Origin of the sequence: Achromobacter sp. SD115 (genome assembly GCF_017355315.1) — a bacterium.
GTDB lineage: Bacteria > Pseudomonadota > Gammaproteobacteria > Burkholderiales > Burkholderiaceae_B > Achromobacter > Achromobacter xylosoxidans_B.
This window is the reverse complement of the sequence record NZ_JADIJM010000007.1, coordinates 172,972-192,405: the sequence shown is the minus strand read 5'-3', so window position 1 is coordinate 192,405 and position 19,434 is coordinate 172,972. Positions and strand designations below refer to the sequence as shown.

At 66.3% G+C, this 19,434-nt stretch carries 18 protein-coding genes; 2 read left to right on the top strand and 16 right to left on the bottom strand.

Going from position 1 to position 19,434, the window contains the following annotated elements:
- Window positions 1-48: 48 nt before the first annotated feature.
- The 10 genes from mobB to IPU70_RS12590 all read right to left on the bottom strand — a co-directional run bounded on the left by mobB (window position 49) and on the right by IPU70_RS12590 (window position 12,481).
- Window positions 49-546, bottom strand: coding sequence for a molybdopterin-guanine dinucleotide biosynthesis protein B (gene mobB, locus IPU70_RS12635; RefSeq protein WP_207467680.1), 498 nt, complete (start codon window positions 544-546; stop codon window positions 49-51).
- The gene (locus IPU70_RS12630; RefSeq protein WP_207467677.1) at window positions 543-1,202 is read right to left on the bottom strand and encodes a carbonic anhydrase; all 660 of its coding nucleotides are present in this window, start codon (window positions 1,200-1,202) and stop codon (window positions 543-545) included. Before IPU70_RS12630 ends, mobB begins: the two co-directional genes overlap by 4 nt.
- Window position 1,203: 1 nt before the next feature.
- Window positions 1,204-2,202 (bottom strand): GTP 3',8-cyclase MoaA, encoded by a 999-nt coding sequence (moaA, locus tag IPU70_RS12625; protein ID WP_207467675.1) that lies wholly within the window; start codon window positions 2,200-2,202, stop codon window positions 1,204-1,206.
- Complete coding sequence (locus IPU70_RS12620) at window positions 2,199-2,960, bottom strand: peptidylprolyl isomerase (protein WP_207467672.1); 762 nt, start codon at window positions 2,958-2,960, stop codon at window positions 2,199-2,201. Before IPU70_RS12620 ends, moaA begins: the two co-directional genes overlap by 4 nt.
- A gap of 22 nt (window positions 2,961-2,982) precedes the next feature.
- Window positions 2,983-3,666, bottom strand: a complete 684-nt coding sequence (gene narI, locus IPU70_RS12615; RefSeq protein WP_207467670.1) for a respiratory nitrate reductase subunit gamma — start codon at window positions 3,664-3,666, stop codon at window positions 2,983-2,985.
- Between the two features lie 18 nt (window positions 3,667-3,684).
- On the bottom strand, window positions 3,685-4,332 hold the full coding sequence (narJ, locus tag IPU70_RS12610) for a nitrate reductase molybdenum cofactor assembly chaperone (protein WP_013393595.1): 648 nt from the start codon (window positions 4,330-4,332) through the stop codon (window positions 3,685-3,687).
- 15 nt (window positions 4,333-4,347) lie between these two features.
- Window positions 4,348-5,913: a nitrate reductase subunit beta gene (gene narH, locus IPU70_RS12605; RefSeq protein ID WP_013393594.1), complete on the bottom strand. Its 1,566-nt coding sequence runs from the start codon at window positions 5,911-5,913 to the stop codon at window positions 4,348-4,350.
- Complete coding sequence (locus IPU70_RS12600; protein WP_207467668.1) at window positions 5,910-9,650, bottom strand: nitrate reductase subunit alpha; 3,741 nt, start codon at window positions 9,648-9,650, stop codon at window positions 5,910-5,912. The genes narH and IPU70_RS12600 overlap by 4 nt, the downstream gene beginning before the upstream one ends.
- Window positions 9,651-9,804: 154 nt before the next feature.
- Window positions 9,805-11,193: a NarK family nitrate/nitrite MFS transporter gene (locus IPU70_RS12595; protein ID WP_207467667.1), complete on the bottom strand. Its 1,389-nt coding sequence runs from the start codon at window positions 11,191-11,193 to the stop codon at window positions 9,805-9,807.
- Window positions 11,194-11,203: 10 nt separating this feature from the next.
- Window positions 11,204-12,481 carry a nitrate/nitrite transporter gene (locus IPU70_RS12590; protein WP_242702455.1) on the bottom strand — a complete coding sequence of 426 codons (1,278 nt, stop codon included), beginning with the start codon at window positions 12,479-12,481 and terminating at the stop codon, window positions 11,204-11,206.
- A 232-nt stretch (window positions 12,482-12,713) separates the two neighbouring features.
- Between IPU70_RS12590 and IPU70_RS12585 the strand changes: the two genes are divergently transcribed.
- Entirely contained in the window at window positions 12,714-13,964 is a 1,251-nt protein-coding gene (locus IPU70_RS12585) for an NnrS family protein (protein ID WP_207467665.1), read from the top strand.
- 7 nt (window positions 13,965-13,971) lie between these two features.
- Here the strand turns inward: IPU70_RS12585 and IPU70_RS12580 are convergent, their stop codons facing one another.
- The 6 genes from IPU70_RS12580 to IPU70_RS12555 all read right to left on the bottom strand — a co-directional run bounded on the left by IPU70_RS12580 (window position 13,972) and on the right by IPU70_RS12555 (window position 18,378).
- The gene (locus tag IPU70_RS12580) at window positions 13,972-14,784 is read right to left on the bottom strand and encodes a hypothetical protein (protein ID WP_207467663.1); all 813 of its coding nucleotides are present in this window, start codon (window positions 14,782-14,784) and stop codon (window positions 13,972-13,974) included.
- A 59-nt stretch (window positions 14,785-14,843) separates the two neighbouring features.
- Window positions 14,844-15,050 carry a hypothetical protein gene (locus tag IPU70_RS12575; RefSeq protein ID WP_207467661.1) on the bottom strand — a complete coding sequence of 69 codons (207 nt, stop codon included), beginning with the start codon at window positions 15,048-15,050 and terminating at the stop codon, window positions 14,844-14,846.
- 84 nt (window positions 15,051-15,134) lie between these two features.
- Window positions 15,135-15,401: a hypothetical protein gene (locus IPU70_RS12570; protein ID WP_013393587.1), complete on the bottom strand. Its 267-nt coding sequence runs from the start codon at window positions 15,399-15,401 to the stop codon at window positions 15,135-15,137.
- 39 nt (window positions 15,402-15,440) lie between these two features.
- Window positions 15,441-16,523, bottom strand: coding sequence for a flavodoxin family protein (locus IPU70_RS12565; RefSeq protein ID WP_207467659.1), 1,083 nt, complete (start codon window positions 16,521-16,523; stop codon window positions 15,441-15,443).
- Window positions 16,520-17,095 carry a low affinity iron permease family protein gene (locus IPU70_RS12560; RefSeq protein ID WP_242702454.1) on the bottom strand — a complete coding sequence of 192 codons (576 nt, stop codon included), beginning with the start codon at window positions 17,093-17,095 and terminating at the stop codon, window positions 16,520-16,522. Before IPU70_RS12560 ends, IPU70_RS12565 begins: the two co-directional genes overlap by 4 nt.
- Before the next feature lie 59 nt (window positions 17,096-17,154).
- Window positions 17,155-18,378 (bottom strand): FAD-dependent monooxygenase, encoded by a 1,224-nt coding sequence (locus IPU70_RS12555; RefSeq protein ID WP_207467658.1) that lies wholly within the window; start codon window positions 18,376-18,378, stop codon window positions 17,155-17,157.
- A gap of 138 nt (window positions 18,379-18,516) precedes the next feature.
- On the opposite strand from IPU70_RS12555, the gene IPU70_RS12550 reads away from it, so the two are divergent.
- Window positions 18,517-19,422 (top strand): LysR family transcriptional regulator, encoded by a 906-nt coding sequence (locus IPU70_RS12550; RefSeq protein ID WP_207467657.1) that lies wholly within the window; start codon window positions 18,517-18,519, stop codon window positions 19,420-19,422.
- Window positions 19,423-19,434: the final 12 nt, after the last annotated feature.

Below are 19,434 nucleotides of genomic sequence, written 5' to 3'. Positions count from 1 at the left end.
GGCGGGTTCCAGTGTAGCCGCTGCGCCTCCAGCGCCGGCCGCGGGCCGTCAAGCCAGCCCAAGGGTGCGGCAAATGAAATCCGCGACTTGCGCCGGCTCGTTGACCGGCAGGCAAGGCAAGCCGGTGGCCAGCGGCGCGTCGGTGGCTACCGCCAGGAAACTGCTGTCCTCCGCATGCAGGGGAGGCTTGCCCAGGGCGGGCCGGTACACCTCGATGCGCGGAATCGCGGCCTGTTTGAAGCCTTCGACCAGCACCAGGTCGGCCGGCGACAGGCGCGCCAATTGGTCCTCCAGCGTGGGTTCGGGCGCGTCGCGCAGCTCGTGGACGATGGCGTAGCGGAACGGCGAGGCCACCATCACCTCCAGCGCGCCCGCCTGCCGGAAGCGGGCGCTGTCCTTGCCGGGAGGCTCCATTTGGAAATCGTGGTGGCTGTGCTTGATGACGCTGACCCGCAGGCCGCGCGCGGCCAGCAAGGGCAGCATGGCCTCGATCAGGGTGGTCTTGCCGCTGCCGGAACGGCCGGCGATGCCGAAAACTGGGGTCATGCAAGCTCCGTGAACAAAGGGCATACGATGGGCAGGAAGGCATCCGCCCGCGCCGAGTATGCCAGCAAAGCGCCCGCCACCAGGTCGAAATACCAGCCATGCAAGGTCAGGCTGCCCGCCTCCACCGCGCGCCGCACGAAGGGCAGTTCCTCCAGGTTGCGCAGCGAAATCAGGATGGACGCCTGCTCGCAGGCCCGCCTGCGCTCGGCGGCCGTCGCCTCCGGCATCTGCTGCAGCACCTGCTTGCGCGCCGGTTCGGCGATGTCCATCCAGCGCTCCAGGTAGTCGGTCTCGCCGTCGCCCCGGGTGCGCCGGTCCATCAGCGCGCGGATGCCGCCGCAGTGGGCGTGGCCCAGCACGATGATGCGGCTGACCTGCAACTGTTCGACCGCGAACTGTATCGCGGCCAGCACGCCCTGCAGGCCCCGGTCCGTGCTGGCCGGCGGCACCAGGTTGGCCACATTGCGCACGGTGAAGATGTCGCCCGGGTCGCAGCCCAGCAGCATAGCGGGATCCACCCGCGAATCGCAGCAGCCGACCAGCAAGGTGCTGGGATGCTGGCCTTCGCAAAGATTGCGGTAGAGCGACGGCGCGTCCTCGTAGTACTGCTGCTGGAAGCGCTGGAAGCCGTCGACCAGCCGTTCGATATCGCGCATCTCAGCCTCCCGTCTGCGCCATGAAGCGCACGATGCGTTCCGGACGGGCCACGAAATCGTGGCGCTCCGGCTTGGCGGCGATACCGGCCTGGATCGCCCGGATCAGATCGGCATCGCTGGCGCCCGCGCGCAGCAGGCGGCCCAGCGGCACCTGGTCTTCCTGGCCCAGGCACAGGTACAGGGTTCCGTCCACGCCCAGCCTGACGCGGTTGCAGGCGGCGCAGAAGTGGCGCGACATGGGCGTGATCACGCCCAGCACGGGCGTTCCGTGGCCCGTGGTCCAGTAGCGCGCCGGCCCCGCGCCCGTCCCGTCCAAGGCCGGCAGCAGGCCGGCGTCGGCCGCCAGCCGCGCGCCCATGGCGTTCATATCGGTATGCGCGTAACCCTGGCCGCAGCTGCCCATGGGCATGGGCTCGATCAGGCGCAGCACGAAGCCTTGTTCCACCGCATAGTCCAGCAGCCTGCGCACCTCGGCCTCGGGCGTGGCCGCGTGCACCACGCTGTTGAGCTTGATGGGCGCAAAGCCCGCGTCCTTGGCCGCGGCCAGCCCCGCCAGCACCGATTCCAGGCAGTCCCGGCCGGTGATCTGGCTGAAGGCGGCGGCATCCAGCGTGTCCAGGCTGATATTCAGCCGATCGACCCCGGCGGCGCGGAGGTCCTGCGCATGGCGCGCCAGCTGGGTGCCGTTGGTGGATACGGACAGGTCTTTCAAGCCGGGCATGGCGGCGATGACGCCCACCAGACCGGCCACGCCGCGGCGCAGCAGGGGTTCGCCGCCGGTCAGCCGGACCTTGCTGACACCCAGACCGACGAATAGTCCCACCAGCCGCGCCATTTCCTCGTGGCGCAGCCAGTTGGCGGGGGTTTCGAAGCCCTTGAAGTCCTTGGGCAGGCAGTAGCTGCAACGCAGGTCGCAGCGGTCCGTGACGGACACGCGCAGATAATCGATGCGGCGGCCGTGGCCGTCCACCAGAGGTCCCGCAGCCGGCTCGTCCATCATGCGGCGCTCCCGCTGTAGACGCGCTCCGGCTCCCCGCCCTGCAAGTCTATGCCCTGGATGTCGGCGCGTTCGACCAGCAGCTTGGCGTACTGGCGCCAGGCGGTATCGCGGCTCATGGACGACAGCGCCGTGGCGATCTGTGCGGCCACGTGCTCGTAGGGCTGCATGCGGCCCTCGATGCGCCGCGTCACCCGCACGATGTGCAGGCCATGGCGGGTTTCCAGCAATTGCGGCAGCAGGCCGCCGGCCGGCAGTGCGAACACCGCGCGCTCGAATTCCGGCACCGTGTCGCCGCGGCCCAGCTGGCCCAGGCTGCCGCCCAAGGCGGCCGACGGACAGTTCGATTGCTCGCGCGCCACCTCGGCGAAGCGCGAGGGATCCTCGAGCAATTCGGCCAGCACCACATTGGCATGCGCCCGCAGCATGTCCAGGTTCACGCCGGGCGTGACCTGGAACAGGATGTGGTCCGCTTCGATCAGCTCGCCCACCATGAAGCGTTGCGGGTGCATCTGGTAGTAGCGGCGGCAGGCGGCGTCGTCGGCCTCGGGCGCGGGCGCCTCGCGGGCCAGCAAGGCGCCGATGGCGCCCTCCTCGTCCGCGGCGTCCAGGCCCAGCCGGCCGGCCTCGTCCAGCAGCACGCGGCGCAGCACCAGGGCGGTGATCGCTTCGCGCATGGGATTGCCAGCCTCGGCATGCAGCGGCAGTTCGCGTTCCAGATCCGCGTCGTTCAGTTCGACGCCATTGACGATGACAGGCATGTTCGGCTCCTAGGACCTGGAATCAGCGCGGGCGGACCAGCTGCCAGGCGCGGCCCAGGTAACCCACCGAGGCGAAGCCGCTCCAGACGTGCACCAGGCGGGTGAACGGGAAGATCACGAACAGCGTCAGGCCCATGAACAGGTGCGCCTTGAACAGCAGCGGCACGTCGGCAATATGGCTGGCCGCGTCGCCCTGGAAGGTGACGATGTGCTGCGCCCAGGTCATCAGGCGCACCATCATCTCGCCGTCCATGTGGCCGGCCGACAGCACGATGGTGGACAGCCCCAGCAGCAAGGTGACCAGGATCCACAACAGCAGCAGCTTGTCGCCGGGCCGCGTGGTGGCGCGGATGCGAGGATCGCTCAGGCGGCGATGGATCAGGATCAAGAGGCCGATCAGGCACAGGCCGCCCATGACGCCGCCGGCCACCATGGCCACGGTCTGCTTCAGCGTGTGCGATACGCCCAGCGTATCCCACACCACCACCGGCGTCAGCAGGCCGGCCAGATGCCCGAAGAACAGGCCCAGGATGCCGATGTGGAACAGGATGTTGCCCAGGCGCAGTTGCCCCCGGTGCAGCAGCTGCGAGCTGTCCGTCTTCCAGGTGTATTGCTCGCGCTCGAAGCGCACCAGGCTGCCCAACAGGAAGATCGTCAGCGCGATGTAGGGATAGATGCCGAAAAGAAACTGATTCAGGGAGTTCATGATGCGTCGTCCTGAAGATTAATGAGCCGCGGGCGCACGGGGATAGAAACGCACGGTCTGCGCGCCATCGCCCGAGAATGGCCGCAGCAGCGGTTCCACGCCGTCCGGTCCGGTGCCGAAGGTCTCCATCGCCTCGTCCATGTCGCGCACGGGCGCCTCGGTCTGTTCGCGCGGAATCACGCGGGACTGCGCGCGCAGCACCGCGAAGATGCAGGCGTAGGGGCTTTCGCCCTTGGCCAGGCGCGCGCCGATGGCGGCCAGTACGTGGATGGCCTCGTCCAGCAGGTCCTGCGCCTGGGCCGGGTCGATCACGCCCAGGAATTCCAGGAACAGCGGCACGTGGTCCGGCAGCTCGGACACCACCGGTTCGAAGCCGTGCTCGCGGTAGGTGTCCAGCAGGTCCACCATGGCCTGGCCGCGGTCGCGGCTTTCGCCATGCACATGCTCGAACAGGTGCAGCGAGTGCGAGCGGTTGCGGTCAAAGGTAGCGACGTAGTTTTCCTGCAGCGCGATGAGATCGTTGGTGGCCAGGTAGGCGACCAGCGGCTGCAGGGTTTCCTCCGCATCGGGATAGTCGGACAAGGCGGCTTCGACCTCGCCCAGCGCGTCCAGCAGCTCAGGCTCGGGGTAGCACAACAAGGCGGAAAGCAGGCGGTACAGACTCATGGTTTTTCTCCTTTCCTAGGCCGTGGCGGCCTTCTTGCGCGATTTCGGCATCTCGATGAAGATCTCGCTGCCCTGGGGCTTGCGTCCGAACAAGGTGCCTTCCGACACCCCGCCCGAGCAGCCGTTACCGAAGGTGAAGCCGCAGCTGCCCTTCTCGTTGAAGCTGTCCTCGACCACTTCCTTGTGGCTGCTGGGCACCACGAAGCGATCCTCGTAGTCGGCGATGGCCATGATCTTGTACATGTCCTGCACGGTCGCCTCGGTCAGGCCGACCTGCTCCAGCAGGGCCGTATCGCGTTCACCGTGCACGGTTTCGGAGCGCTTGTAGGCGCGCATGGCCAGCATGCGTTCCAGCGCCTGCACCACCGGCGCTTCCTTGCCCGCCGTCAACAGGTTGGCCAGGTAGCGCACCGGGATGCGCAGGCTGGAGACGTCCGGGATCATGGCGCTCTTGCCCACCGTGCGCTGCGGCATCTGGCCGGACTCGGCGGCCGTCTGGATAGGCGACAGCGGCGGGATGTACCAGACCATGGGCAAGGTGCGGTATTCCGGATGCAGCGGGAAGGCGACGCGCCACTCCATCGCCATCTTGTAGACCGGCGATTTACGGGCGGCTTCCAGCCAGGATTCGGGAATGCCCTGTTCGCGCGCGGCGGCGATCACCTCGGGCGAATGCGGATCCAGGAACAGGTCGAGCTGCGACTGGTACAGGTCCTGCTCGTTGGCGGTGGACGCGGCGTGCTCGATCTGGTCGGCGTCGTACAGCATCACGCCCAGGTAGCGGATGCGGCCCACGCAGGTTTCCGAGCACACGGTCGGCTGGCCGGCCTCGATGCGCGGATAGCAGAAGGTGCACTTCTCGGCCTTGCCGCTGCTCCAGTTGTAGTAGATCTTCTTGTACGGGCAGCCGGAGATGCACATGCGCCAGCCGCGGCACTTGTCCTGGTCCACCAGCACGATGCCGTCGTCTTCACGCTTGTAGATGGAACCGGACGGGCAGCTGGCGACACAGGCCGGGTTCAGGCAGTGTTCGCACAGGCGCGGCAGGTACATCATGAAGGTGTTCTCGAAGGTCGAGTACATCTCCTTCTGCACGCCTTCGAACAGCGCGTCGCGGCTGCGCGCGCTGAACTCACCGCCCAGGTCGTCTTCCCAGTTCGGGCCCCAATGGATCTTGTCCATCTTCTTGCCGGTCAGCACCGACACCGGACGCGCGGTGGGCGGGGTCTGCGACAGCGGCGCCTTCTGCAGGTGCTCGTAGTCGAAGGTGAAGGGCTCGTAGTAGTCGTCGATCTGCGGCAGGTTCGGGTTGGCGAACAGGTTGGCCAGGATGCGCAGCTTGCCGCCCTGGCGCGGTTCCAGCTTGCCGGCGGCGGTACGCTTCCAACCGCCCTTCCACTTCTCCTGGTTCTCCCATTCCTTGGGATAGCCGATGCCGGGCTTGGTTTCCACGTTGTTGAACCAGGCGTATTCGACACCGTCGCGGCTGGTCCAGACGTTCTTGCAGGTGACCGAGCAAGTGTGGCAGCCTATGCACTTGTCCAGGTTCAGCACCATGCCGATTTGGGCGCGTATCCTCATGATTGCTTCTCTTCTTGTTGCGTTTCGACCAGCGGACCTTCCAGCCAGTCCACCTTCTTCATCTTGCGCAGCACCACGAATTCATCGCGGTTGGCGCCCACCGTGCCGTAGTAATTGAAGCCGTAGGCCTGCTGGGCATAGCCGCCGATCATGTGCGTGGGCTTGAGCACCGTGCGCGTGACCGAGTTATGGATGCCGCCGCGCTTGCCGCTGGTTTCCGCGCCAGGCACGTTCACGATCTTTTCCTGCGCGTGGTACATCAGGCACATGCCGACCGGCACGCGCTGGCTGACTACCACCCGCGCCGTCAGGGTGCCGTTGACGTTGAAGACTTCGACCCAGTCGTTGTCGACCAGCCCGGCCTGCTTGGCCTCGGCCTCCGAGATCCACACGTGGGGACCGCCGCGGCTCAGCGTCAGCATGCGCAGGTTGTCCGAGTACGTGCTGTGGATGCCCCACTTCTGGTGCGGCGTCAGCCAGTTCAGGACCAATTCCTTCTCGCCATTCGGGTAGCGGCCCAGCATGGGCGCAACCGTCTTGGTGTCGATCGCCGGCTTGTACACGCAGGAGCCTTCGCCGAAGTCCAGCATCCAGCGATGGTCCTGGTAGAACTGCTGGCGGCCCGTCAGGGTGCGCCATGGGATCAGTTCATGCACGTTGGTATAGCCGGCGTTGTAGCTGACCTCTTCGCTTTCCAGGCCCGACCAGGTCGGCGCGGAGATGATCTTGCGCGGCTGCGCCTGGATGTCGCGGAAGCGGATCTTGTCGTGCTCGCGGCCGATGGCCAGGTGCGCGTGCTCACGCCCCGTGATCTTGCCCAGGGCTTCCCAGGCCTTGACCGACACATGGCCATTGGTTTCGGGCGCGAAGGTCAGGATCATCTCGGCCGCGTCGATGGCGGTGTCCAGCTTGGGCCGGCCCTGGCTCACGCCGGGCTCGCTCACGGCCTCGTTGATGCCAGCCAGCTCTTGCACTTCGTGCTCGGTGTTCCAGTTGATGCCCTTGCCGCCGTTGCCCAGCTTGTCCAGCAGCGGTCCCACCGAGGTGAACTTGCGGTAGATGTCGTTGTAGTCGCGCTCGACCACGGTCATGTTGGGCGCGGTCTTGCCGGGGACGAGGTCGCATTCGCCCAGCTTCCAGTCCTTGGGCTCGAACGCCTGGCCCAGCTCTCCCGGGGTGTCGTGCATCAGCGGCGTCAGCACCACGTCGCGGCGCTTGCCCAGGTAGGGGCCGCCGATTTCGCTGAACTTCTTGGCCAGCAGCTTGTAGATCTCCCAGTCAGTCTTGCTTTCCCACAAGGGCTGCACGGCCTCGCTCAGCGGATGGATGAACGGGTGCATGTCCGAGGTGTTGAGGTCGTCCTTTTCGTACCAGGTGGCCGTGGGCAGCACGATGTCGCCGTACAGGCAGGTGGTACTCATGCGGAAGTCCAGCACGGTCAGCAGGTCCAGCTTGCCTTCGGCCGCGTCTTCCTGATAGGTCACCTCGGTAGGCTTGATCGCGTCGGCTTCGTCGCCGAACACCGCGTTCTGCGTGCCCAGGAGGTACTTCAGGAAGTACTCGTGCCCCTTGCCGCTGGAGCCCAGGATGTTGGAGCGCCACACGAACATATTGCGCGGGAAGTTGGCCGGATCGTCCGGGTCCTCGCAGGACATGCGAAGGTCGCCCGACTTGAGCTGTTCGGCGACATACGCCACCGGATCCTTGCCCTGGCTTTCCGCTTGCGCCACCACGTCCAGCGGGTTGGTGCGCAATTGCGGCGCCGACGGCAGCCAGCCCATGCGCTCGGCGCGGGCGTTCAGGTCGATCATGCTGAGGTCGCCGTAGCGGCCGCGATCCGCCGTCGGTCCCAGGATTTCCTGGACGTTCAGCTTCTCGTGGCGCCACTGGCTGGTGTGGGCGTAGAAGAAGGAGGTGCCGTTCATCTGGCGCGGCGGGCGGACCCAGTCCGAAGCGAAGGCCAGCGGCGCCCAGCCGAACTGCGGGCGCAGCTTTTCCTGGCCCACATAGTGGGCCCAGCCGCCGCCGCTCTTGCCGACGCAGCCGCACATCATCAGCATGTTGATGATGCCGCGGTAGATCATGTCCATGTGGTACCAGTGGTTCAGGCCGGCGCCGACGATCACCATGGACTTGCCTTCGGTGTCATGGGCGTTCTGCGCGAACTCGCGCGCCACCTGGATCACCTGCGCGCGCGGCACGCCGGTGTGCTTTTCCTGCCAGGCGGGCGTGTACGGCACGTCGTCGTCATAAGAGCTGGCGACGTTGCCACCCCCCAGGCCGCGATCCAAGCCGTAGTTGGCCATCTGCAGGTCGTACACCGTGGCCACCAGGGCTACGCTGCCGTCGGCCAGGCGGATGCGACGCGCCGGCACGTTGCGCACCTGCAGTTCGCCATGCTCGCTGCCGAAGTACGGGAAGCCCACGCCGATCACGGCGTCGGACTGGTCCAGCAGGCTGAGCGTGGGCTCGATCTCGCGGCCGTTGCCGCCGTCCTTGGACTCCAGGTTCCAACGGCCGACCTTTTCGCCGCCGTTGATCGCGCCCTCGCCCCAGCGAAAGCCGATGCTGCCGTTGGGCGCAACCAGGTCGCCGCTCTTGGCGTCCAGCACCAGCGTCTTCCAATCGGGGTTGTTCTGCTCGCCCAGGGCGCCGTCCAGATGCGAGGCGCGCAGGAAGTGGTCGGGCGCATAAAAGCCGTCGCGCTCCTGCAGCAGCACCAGCATGGGCATGTCGGTGTAGCGCCGCACGTAGTCGCGGAAGTAGTCCGAAGCGCCCGACAGGTGGAATTCCTTCAGGATCACATGGCCCATGGCCATGGCCAGCGCGGCGTCGGTGCCCTGCTTGGGGGCCAGCCAGATGTCGCCGAACTTGACCATTTCGCCGAAGTCACTGGACACGGCCACCGTCTTGGTGCCCTTGTAGCGGACTTCGGTGTAGAAGTGCGCGTCGGGCGTGCGGGTCTGGGGCACGTTGGAGCCCCACACCATCAGGTAGGTCGAGTTGTACCAGTCGGCCGATTCGGGTACGTCGGTCTGTTCACCCCAGATCTGCGGGCTGGCCGGCGGCAAGTCGCAGTACCAGTCGTAGAAACTCAGGCAGGCGCCGCCCAGCAGGCTGAGATAGCGCGCGCCGGCGGCGTAGCTGACCATGGACATGGCCGGAATCGGCGAAAACCCGATCACGCGGTCGGGGCCGAACTTCTTGATCGTCAGCGCATTGGCGGCGGCGATGATCTCCATCGCCGTGTCCCAGTCGGCGCGCACGAAGCCGCCCAGGCCGCGCACGGCCTTGTAGCGCTTGGCGCGCTTGGGATCCTGGCTGATCCATTCCCAGGCCGCGATCGGGTCCATGGTCTTGCGGGCCTCGCGCCACATTTCCATGAGGCGGCCGCGGATCATCGGGTACTTCACGCGCTGCGCCGAATACACGTACCAGCTGTACGAGGCGCCTCGCGGACAGCCGCGGGGTTCATGGTTGGGCAGGTCGGGCCGCGTGCGCGGGTAGTCGGTCTGCTGGGTTTCCCAGGTGATCAGGCCGTTCTTGACGTAGACCTTCCACGAGCAGGAGCCGGTGCAGTTGACGCCGTGCGTCGAACGCACCACCTTGTCGTGCTGCCAGCGGGCGCGGTAGGCGTTTTCCCACTTGCGGTCCTCGTTGACCGTTACGCCGTGACCGTCCGCGAAGGTGGACTGCACCCGCGACATGAACTTCAAGCGGTCCAGGAAATGGCTCATTCTCTATTCTCCAAGAGCGCCGGTCCGGCCGGCGCGTACTGCGATCAATGCTGTTGAATCCATTGTGGGCGCGGCCCGCCTGCCGGACCATTCGCCGGTGGCACAGGCCGGGCGCGGCAGAATGACTAGTCACTCCGGCCGCGTCCGTTTCGCGCTAGCAAGGCACCGGCGCATTGCGGCGGGCGTAGTACCACCAGGTGATGACCATGCAGGTGGCGTAGAAGCCGATGAAGCAATACAGGGCGGCCTGCACGCTGCCCGTCATCTCCAGCGAGGTGCCGAAGCTGCGCGGGATGAAGAAACCGCCGTACGCGCCGATCGCGCCCGAGAAACCCAAGACCGCGGCCGATTCCTTGGCGGCGTCCGCCTGGGCCTGCTTCTGCGCCGCGGCGCCCTTGCCCTCGGCCGCCTGCGTGCGTTCGCGCAGGAAGATCACGGGAATCATGCGGAAGGTCGAGCCGTTGCCCACGCCGGTCAGTGCGAACAAGACGATGAACATGGTCAGGAAGCCGGTGAAGTTCCCGGTCTGTCCGGCCACCGGCAGGAACGTCACCACGCCCAGCACCGCCGCGATCATGGCCGCAAAGGTGAACAGCGTGACCCGCGCGCCGCCCAGCTTGTCCGACACCCAGCCGCCGAACGGCCGCGTCAGCGAGCCCAGCAGCGGGCCGAGGAAGGCATAGGCCATGGGATCGACCTGCGGGAACAGCGTCTTGGTCAGCATGGCGAAGCCTGCCGAGAAGCCGATGAAGGAACCGAAGGTGCCCACGTACAGCCAGCACATCAGCCAGTTGTGCTTGCGCTTGAAGATGACGGCCTGGTCCGCGAACGAGGCGCGGGCGTCGGCGATGTCGTTCATGCCGAACCAGGCGGCAATGGATGCCAGCGCGATCGGTATCACCCAGATGAAGCCGGCGTTCTGCAGCCACAGGTTCTGTTGCGCGCCATTGGCGGTGATGACCTGGGGCTCGCCGCCCGCCACGCCGAACACGCCGATGGAGATCACCACCGGCACCACGAACTGCACCAGGGATACGCCCAGGTTGCCGATGCCGGCGTTCAGCCCGGTGGCCAGGCCCTTCTTTTCCTTGGGAAAGAAGAAGCTGATGTTGGCCATGCTGGAACTGAAGTTGCCGCCGCCCAGGCCGCACAGCAGCGCCAGGATCAGCAGGGTCGGAAAGGTGGTGGTCGGGTCGCGCAGGGCGAAGCCCATGCCCAGCGCCGGAATCAGCAGCGAAGCGGTGGAAATGGCCGTCCACTTGCGCCCGCCGAAGACCGGCACCAGGAAGGAGTAGAAGATGCGCAGGGTCGCGCCCGACAGCGCCGGCAGCGCCGTCAGCCAGAACATCTGGTTCTTGGACAGCATGAAACCGGCGCGGTCCAGGTTGACCACCACCACGCTCCACAGCATCCAGATGCTGAACGCCAGCATCAGCGCAGGAATCGAGATCCAGAGATTGCGGTTGGCGACGCGGGCGCCGGTCTGCTTCCAGAAGCCGGGATTATCCGGCTCCCAGCGCGCAAGGACTTGAGTGGAAGACATAGGGATACTCTCAGGAGGTGGTGGAAGGAGCGGCAGCGTGTTGCCGGGCGACGGCCGCGCTTTCCGGCCGGAAACTGAAGTGCATGAAGATGAGGGAGACGCAGACGGTGCCGTACAGCAGCATGAAGGCGCTGGAGCGCACGCCCGTCAGGTCCAGCAGGATGCCGAACATGATCGGCAGCACGAAGCCGCCCAGGCCACCGGCCAGGCCGACGATGCCGGAAACCGCGCCGATGTTTTCGCCGAACTCGTCCGAGATGAACTTGAAGACCGAAGCCTTGCCGATGGCCATGGCGATGCCGACCACGAACAGCAGCACGGTGAAGGCGACCGGTCCCAGCGCGATGCCGAAGCTGCGCGGGCCATTGGCGGTCGCGACGGTGAATTCCGTTTGCGGATAGCTCAGCAGGAAGAACGCCACCCAGCACACCCACATCACCCACCAGGTGGTCTTGTAGGCGCCGTAGCGGTCCGAGATCCAGCCACCCAGGGCCCGCAGCACGCCGCCAGGCAAGGAGAAGCAAGCCGCCAACAGCGCCGCCAGCTTCATGTCGAAGCCGTACTCGCCGATGTAGTACTTGGTCATCCACAGCGCCAGCGCCACGTAGCCGCCGAACACCACCGAGTAGTACTGGCAATAGCGCCAGACGCGGGGATCCTTCAGCATGGCCATTTGCGCCGACAGGCTGGCGCCGCTCTTGACGCGGTGCGACGGGTCGGAAGCAGAGAACAGCCAGAACAGTACGGCCGTGACCAGCAGCGCCACGGCATAGACCTGGGGCACGATGACCCAGGCGCCGCCGGCCGCCGCGATCAGCGCGGGGGCCACGAACTTGGTGATGGCCGAACCCGAATTACCCGCGCCGAACACGCCCATCGCCAAGCCCTGCTTGTTGCGCGGGAACCAGCGCGCCACATAGGGCGTACCCACCGAGAACGAACCGCCCGTCAGGCCCACGAACAGCGCCAGCACCAGGAACTGCCAGTACTCGGTGGCATAGGACAGCAGCCAGATCGGCACCACGGCCAGCAGCATCAGGATGAAGAACACCGGCCGGCCGCCGTAGCGGTCGGTCCAGATGCCCAGCGGCACCCGCACCAGCGAACCGGTCAGCACCGGCATGGCGGCCAGCAGGCCGAACTCGGTTTCGGACAGGCCCAATTGCTGCTTGATGGGTATGCCCAGCACCGCGAAGATCATCCACACCGCGAAACAGATGGTGAAGGCGAATGTGCTTGAAATCAGGACCCGCATCGGCGCGCCGGCCGAGGAATGACTTGCTGCCATGGTTACTCTCGCTTTACTCACGAAGACATGTGGCTAGCCTAGGCATCGCGAGCCTTGCGGACCATTCGCCAGCCGACCAGAAGCCCCTTGCCGATGTGACTAGTCACCCCCTTCTTGCCGGCCCGGCTTGCGCTGGATCAAGCCGCCGCGCTGGCGGCGACGCGCTGGACGCATTAATATGTATTTCAAATACACCTTTAAACGCGTGCCGAAACGGCACCGCGCAAACCTCATGAGTACGCTGCTTAGCATCGAAGAACCCGCCGCGGCCCCAAGCCGTCCGCGCCCCCAATGGCGCGCCTTCACGGAAATGGGCTTCCGGCCGCTGTACCTGGCCGGCTGCTTCTGGGCGCTGGCGTCCGTGCTGTTGTGGGTGCATGCCCCTGCCCGCCTGACGGGCGTGTTGAATGGCATGTTCTGGCATGCGCACGAGATGCTGTGGGGCTTCGTCGCCACCATCGCCGTGGGATTCCTGCTGACGGCGGGCGCCAACTGGACCGGCAAGAACCCCTTGCGAGGCACGCCGCTGGCGGTCCTGTGCGCGGTATGGATCGTGGCGCGCGCGGGCTATCTCGTACCTGGACGCCCAGCCTTCGTGGTGGCTGTGTCGGCGGATCTGCTGTTCTTCCTGTGGGCCGCGGGCGCGCTGGGCCGCGCCGTCGCCGTCACGCGCAATCAGCGCAATTACGGCATTCCCTTTCTGCTGCTGGGCCTGGCCGCCACCAATGCGCTCTATCTCTGGGCCTCGGTCCAGGGCGACTACTTCGCGCTGATGCGCTACTTCAACGCCGGCCTGCTGTGCATGGCGGTGCTGACGCTGCTGATCGCCCGCCGCGTCATCCCGTTCTTCGCCAAGCGCGCGGTGGCCGGGCTGGATATCCCACCCCACACCCGCAGCGGCCATTGGCAGTTGGGCACCGGCATCGTCGCCATCGCCTGCCTGCTGGCGGGCCAGCCGCAGGCGGCCGCGCTGGCGCTGGCCGCGACCGGGCTGATCGCGCTGGCGCAGTGGATATCGTGGAAGCCCTGGGCGGTGCGCAAGGTGCCGCTGCTATGGATCCTGTACGCGGGTTATGGCGGCCTGGGCATAGGCCTGTTGGTGGGCGCGGCGCAACTGGCCGGCTATGTGCTGCGGCCCGCCTGGCCCGCGCACGTGATCGGCGTGGCCGGCTTTTCGGTGCTGATCCTGGGCATGGTCACGCGCACCGCGCTCGGCCACCTGGGCCGGCCGCTGCGGACCGACCGCAGCATGGTCTTGAGCTATGCGCTGATGATATTGGCGGCGTTGCTGCGCCTGGCCGCCCTGCTCCCGACCGCCGCCACCATCGGCTTGCTGCATGCCTCGGCGACGGCCTGGGCGCTGGCGTTCGGGCTGTACCTGTGGCGCTTCTTCCCGATGATGATCCGGCCGCGCGCCGATGCGGGCAAGAGCGCCGCGCCTGTCATGAAGGTCGTGCCGGTGGCGCGGCGCCCGACCGCCTGAGACTCGCTCAGCGTCCTTCGCGCCGGCGCGTGGCCGCCAATTGCTGCTTCATGGCCTTGAGCCAGGCCTTGACCTGCTGCATGTCCGCGAACTGCGATAGTTCGAATTCGAGTTCGCCTATGTATTCCTGGGCGTCGGCGATCTCCGCGTCCAGGTCTACCATCAGGTCCGCCGGGTCGATGGATTGCGCGGGATCGAAGTGGTACCGGGCTTTGAAGCCATCTTCCTCGGCCGCGATGTCGCCGGCCAGGATGGCGAGCTGCGCTTCCAGCGCCTGGTTGTACTGCGCGTAGCGGTCCTCACCGATTTCGGCCAGCCGATCGGGGCCGGCAGCCACCAGCGCCTCGATTTCCGCGAGCGCCTCGGGAGACGGTGCGACTCCCGGCAGCGCCGCTTCGTCTGCCTCCCCGTCCTTATCGTCCTCCAGCTCAGCGTCGTAATCCGAGCCGCCATGCTTGAGATACAGGGCCTTCAACCTCTCCACGTCGCATTCCGCCGGCGTGCCGTCCAGCACGATGGCGTCGAGCGTCTCCTCTGCCAGCTGCGCCGCGATCTCGGACGCCAGGGCGCGTTCCGCCTTGGTCAATTCCTTCTGCTTGCAGGCATGGTCGAAGCAGGCCACCAGCCTGGCCTTCAGCTCGACCTCGTCCGTCTCCAGCGGCGCCAGCGCGTCCTCGTACTTCTTCTGGTATTCCGGCTGCACGGTCTGCCACAACCGCAGGCGGGCGCGCTGCGCCTCCAGCGTCTGCGCGAGCGACTCGAATCTCTGGCGTTGCGGCGTTCCGGATGCCGGCTGCGCGGCGGACGTGTTTTCTTGCATGGGGAACCTGGGCAGGCGGCGCCATGGGCGCCTTGAAATGATCGGAGCGCCATTTTAGGTTACCTGTCGGCCGAACCCTCGGCGGCGTTGTCCTCGGACGTCGTGTCGGCGGGCTCGATGTCCTCGTCTGGCACTTCGTCGCCCTGAGCGCTGTCGCTGGCGTCGTCCGGGTTCACCGGCGGCGGACGATGGGCCGCAGTCCCGGGTGGCGGCGCGGACGCCATCATTATCGGATGCAAGGCCAACTCAAACTGGATCTGGGGCATCGCGTCACCTATCAGGAAATGCGGCGAAATCCGCCGCAGTCCGGAATCAGCAAGCGCCATGCCACCAAGCCTGCGCAAGAGGCTTCAGAAGCGCGGATTCTTGCCGAACGGCACTTCCGTATCCGTCGGTTTCTCGAACGACGCCGTGTCGCCGTTCAGGTCCGCCACGTGAATCTGCGCCAGCCGCGTCGCTTCATCGATGGCCACCTGGGCCGAAACGAAGCGCTCCTCGATGGCTATCCGCTCTTGCGGCGCACCCGCGAGCGGTGGCACCAGCACGTATCCTATGCTCCAGCTGCCCTGGTCCTCGATCGGACGCTCAAGTTCGAAATCCCATTTGGCGTTTTCCATGGGGCCTCCTGTCTGTTCCTGCTTTCATGCTACTGCGGTTTACTTGGGGCGGGGATTGCGGATGCCCTGGTCCTGTGACGCGCATTCGCCCTGCCGCAGGCGCGGCAGGAAATTGGCCATGGCCCGCGCCACATTGCGCACTTCCTGCTGCACCGCCAGATCCTGGTCCAGGTCGTCGTGGCTGGTGGCATACGGGCGGTAATAGCCGATGTAGCGATCCAGGCGCGATGCCGCTCCCGCGTCGATCAGCCCCATCCAGTCCAGCCAGTCGGTGAGCGCGCGCCGCTGCGATTCGATCCCCGCCACGTCCCCGTGCACCACCAGGCCGTACGCGCGGCCGGCCAGATGCTTGGGGTACAGCCAGCCGGCCAGTTCGACCTGCTTGGCCTTCAGCGGGTCCTTGCCGCCAGTCAGCGTGGGATCGGGATTGCCGCCATCCGCGCAGACCAGCCTGTCTATCATCAACTTCAAGGGGCTGGGCGATTGGTACCAGTAGGTGGGCGCAATCAGGATCACGCCGTGGGCCGCGACCCATTGCTCGTAGATGCCGGCCATGGCGTCGTTGTCCTGCCCCAGCGAGTGGTTCGGGTAACAGCTGCATGGCCAATGGCATAAAGGCATCGCGGTCGACACGCAGCCTTTGCAGGGATGGATCTGGTATTGGTACTCGGATGTCAGGCGGCTGAGGTCCAGCATGTCGGTCTGCACGCCGGCCGCCTGCAATTCGTTCAGAACGATGCCCGCCAGCCGCCAGCTCTTGGAGACTTCGCCCGGACAGGTGCCGTCATTGCGCGCGGCGCCGACGACGACCAGGACGCGCGATGCCGCGCCCGGATCCCGCTGCGCCACGGCGGCTCGCTCCAGCCGGTCGCGCGTTTCCTTCCATTCGGTCGACAAGTCGTAGTCGGGATCGGCGTAGCCCGGTCCGGCCTTGGCGGTGACGGGCGATTTGCGGCCCTCTTCGTAGGCGTTCCAGGCGATCGCTTCCAGGCGCTCCAGCGCCTCGCCCTCAACCTGGAAGGCGGGATCGTAAAAGCGCCGCATGAAGCGCAAGCGGAACTCCTCGCGCGTAAGCGGGCCTGCGTATTGTCCCTTGCGCACCATCGGTTTGGTTTCGGTCATGGCTTTCTCCGGCTATGCATGCGCTGGCGCCTTTCCTTCCTGGCGCGCGCCGTGCAGGCGGCGGCCAGGGCCAGCAGCTTGTCTTCGTCCAGGCGCTCGGCGTCGACCAGCCGTTCGTCCGCGCCCTTGAGCGCGATCAGCAATTCATCCAATTTCAGATGCAGCGCCTCGCTATCCTTGTTCTGGCTTTGCTGGATAAGGAAAACCATCAGGAAGGTCACGATGGTCGTCCCGGTATTGATCACCAACTGCCAGACTTCAGAATAGGCAAAGGCCGGCCCGGACGCGCCCCAGATGATCACCGTGATGAGCGCCAGGCCGAATGCGATCGGCGACCCCGCCCACCTCGTGACATGGGCGGCGAAATGATCGAAAAAGCGGGATATTGGATTGGCGCGGCCGGCTGAGGCGCGACCGGCTGAGGCGCGGCGGGCTACGGCTCGGCGGGCTTTGGCACTGCCGACTTTGGCGCGGCCGGCTGCGGCATGGCCGGCTGAGGCTCGAGCAGTACCTTCGGCGCGGTCCGATCGCTTACCGGGTGACTGCCGTTTGGAAATGCGGGTGCTCGGCATGGTGGTGTTCCAGTCCAACCGGACATGACACTCAGCAAGCCGCGTGCCCGCAGTCCCCTTCAGACGCGATACAGGCTGCCGAAGCCCATTTCCTCTTCCGCCGATACATCCAAACCGCCGGGCATCGGCAAGTCTTGAGCCCATCCTCGCGCCAGGGCTTGCGCGTCGCGCACGGGATCGGACGCCTTGGCGCGCTCGTCCCGCATGCGGCAGGTTGCGGGATCGGTGGCGAACAGGCCGCGCGCAAACCCCCGCGCCTGTTCGATCAACTGCGTGGTCTTGGGAACGCGTATCCGGGCAAAGTCCCGCAGGGCTGCATCCAGCCCCTGGTCCGCGCCGTCCAGGCATCGGGCCAGATGCCAGGCATCCTCCAGCGCCTGGCACGCGCCCTGCCCCGATGTCGGCAAGGGCGCATGCGCCGCATCGCCCACCAGCAGCACATTGGCCCGGCTCCAGGTTTTCAGGGGCTCCAGATCATGCACGGCGATCAGGTGGATGGCGTGCGCCGGCGTTGCGCGGATGATGCGGGCGACAGGCTCGGGCCAACCGCCAAACAAGGTCTCGACCTCCTGGCGCAAGTCCGCGGCAGAAGCCGCCGCGCGCAAGGGCCGCGCCTGCGCCCCCGCCCAATAGACCAGTCCCGGCCGCACCGCCACGGCGCCGAAGCGCTCGCCCGCGCCCCAATAGTCCTGAATGGCGATTTCCTCGACCAGCGCGCTGTCCGCCTGCGCCACGCCTATCCAGTTCACGAAGCCCTGATACACCGGCTTGCTATCGCCCGCAACGAATCGGCGAGCCACCGAATCCATGCGGCCATCGGCGCCGATGAGCAGGTCCGGACGGATACTCAGGCCATTCTCGAACCGGGCCAAGGCCCGGCCATCCTCGTCCAGATCGATCGCCAGCGCCCGATGCCCATATTCCACCGGGATGCCGGCGCGCGCCACGTGGTCCAACAGCACTGCCAGCAGATCGCGGCGCAGTATCGTGTGGCTGGGATATCCCATTATCCGGTCCAGCAACGCGATATCAAGGCCGCCCAAGGGATTGCCTGCCGCATCCTGGCGGCGCATCGCAACCGGCCGCCCGCCCACCGCCGCGATGTCTTGCAGCAACCCCAGTTCCTCCAAAACAAAGCCGGCATTGGGCCAGAGCGTCACGCCAGCCCCCATGGTCGCCGGCCCTGCCCGCCGCTCGTAGACCCGCGGCATGTGCCCCTGCTTGCGCAAAGCCAGCGCCACGCTCAAACCCGCAATGCCGCCCCCCAATATTCCGATTTCCACGCTGCAGCGCTCCAGTAAAGACCGCCCTCACGCACCACCGGCGGCGGCACATCAAACGGTGACAACATCTTAGGTTTCGCCACTGAAGAGAACTAGCATGTGAAAATGGGTCGGTTTAATACCTAAAATGGGATAATCATGCGCGACGCCCTGGACCTGAACACCGTCCGCGTCTATGCGGCGGTCGTCGACGAACAGAGCTTCGCCGGCGCGGCCCGGCTGCTGGCCCTGCCTTCGTCCAACGTCAGCCGCCACGTCGCCTCCCTGGAACGCAAGCTGGGCGTGCGCCTGCTGGAACGCAGCACCCGCCACCTGCGCATGACCGAAGCCGGCAGGCTGCTGTACGAACGCGCCAAACCCTTGCTCGACGTCCTGCTCGCCACCGAGGAAGAACTGGGTGCGGCGCAACGCGAGCTGCGCGGCCCCCTGAAGATGTGCATGCCCGGCGAAGCCCCAAGACTGTTGGCTCCCATCCTGGCCGAATTCTGCAGCCTGCACCCCGGCGTGGAACTCGAATGCGACACGCGCATGAACGGCCTGGAGGCGCTGCGGGAGGAAGACGTGGATCTCGCCATCGTTTTCCATCGGGGCCGCCAGGACGACAGCGCCTTCATCACCCGCGAACTGGCCACGCTGCCCAGCGTCGTCGTCGCCGCGCCTGGCTTGCTGGCCAAGACCGGCACGCCGCGCCACACGCGGGAGCTCAAGTCCCTGCCTTGCATCACCACGCTGAGCGCGCTCAAAGGTCAGCCCTGGCAATTTATCGACGCCGCCGGCGAGATCGTCAAAGTGCCGGTCCGCAGCCGCTATCGCGTCAATAGCGGCGAGCTCGCGGGCGCCGGCGCGCGGCAAGGCATAGGCTTCGCCATACTGGCGGCCTTCGGCTGCCAGGAAGACCTTGCGGCAGGCCGCCTGGTGGAAGTGCCGCTGGATCTGCAGCCCGCGCCGCTGCAATTGCTGGGGGCCTATAGCCACCGGCATTCAGCGACGGCGCGGGTGCGGGGGTTACTGGAGTTGATGCAGGCGCGATTGAAAGGGATATGACACGATTTTTGA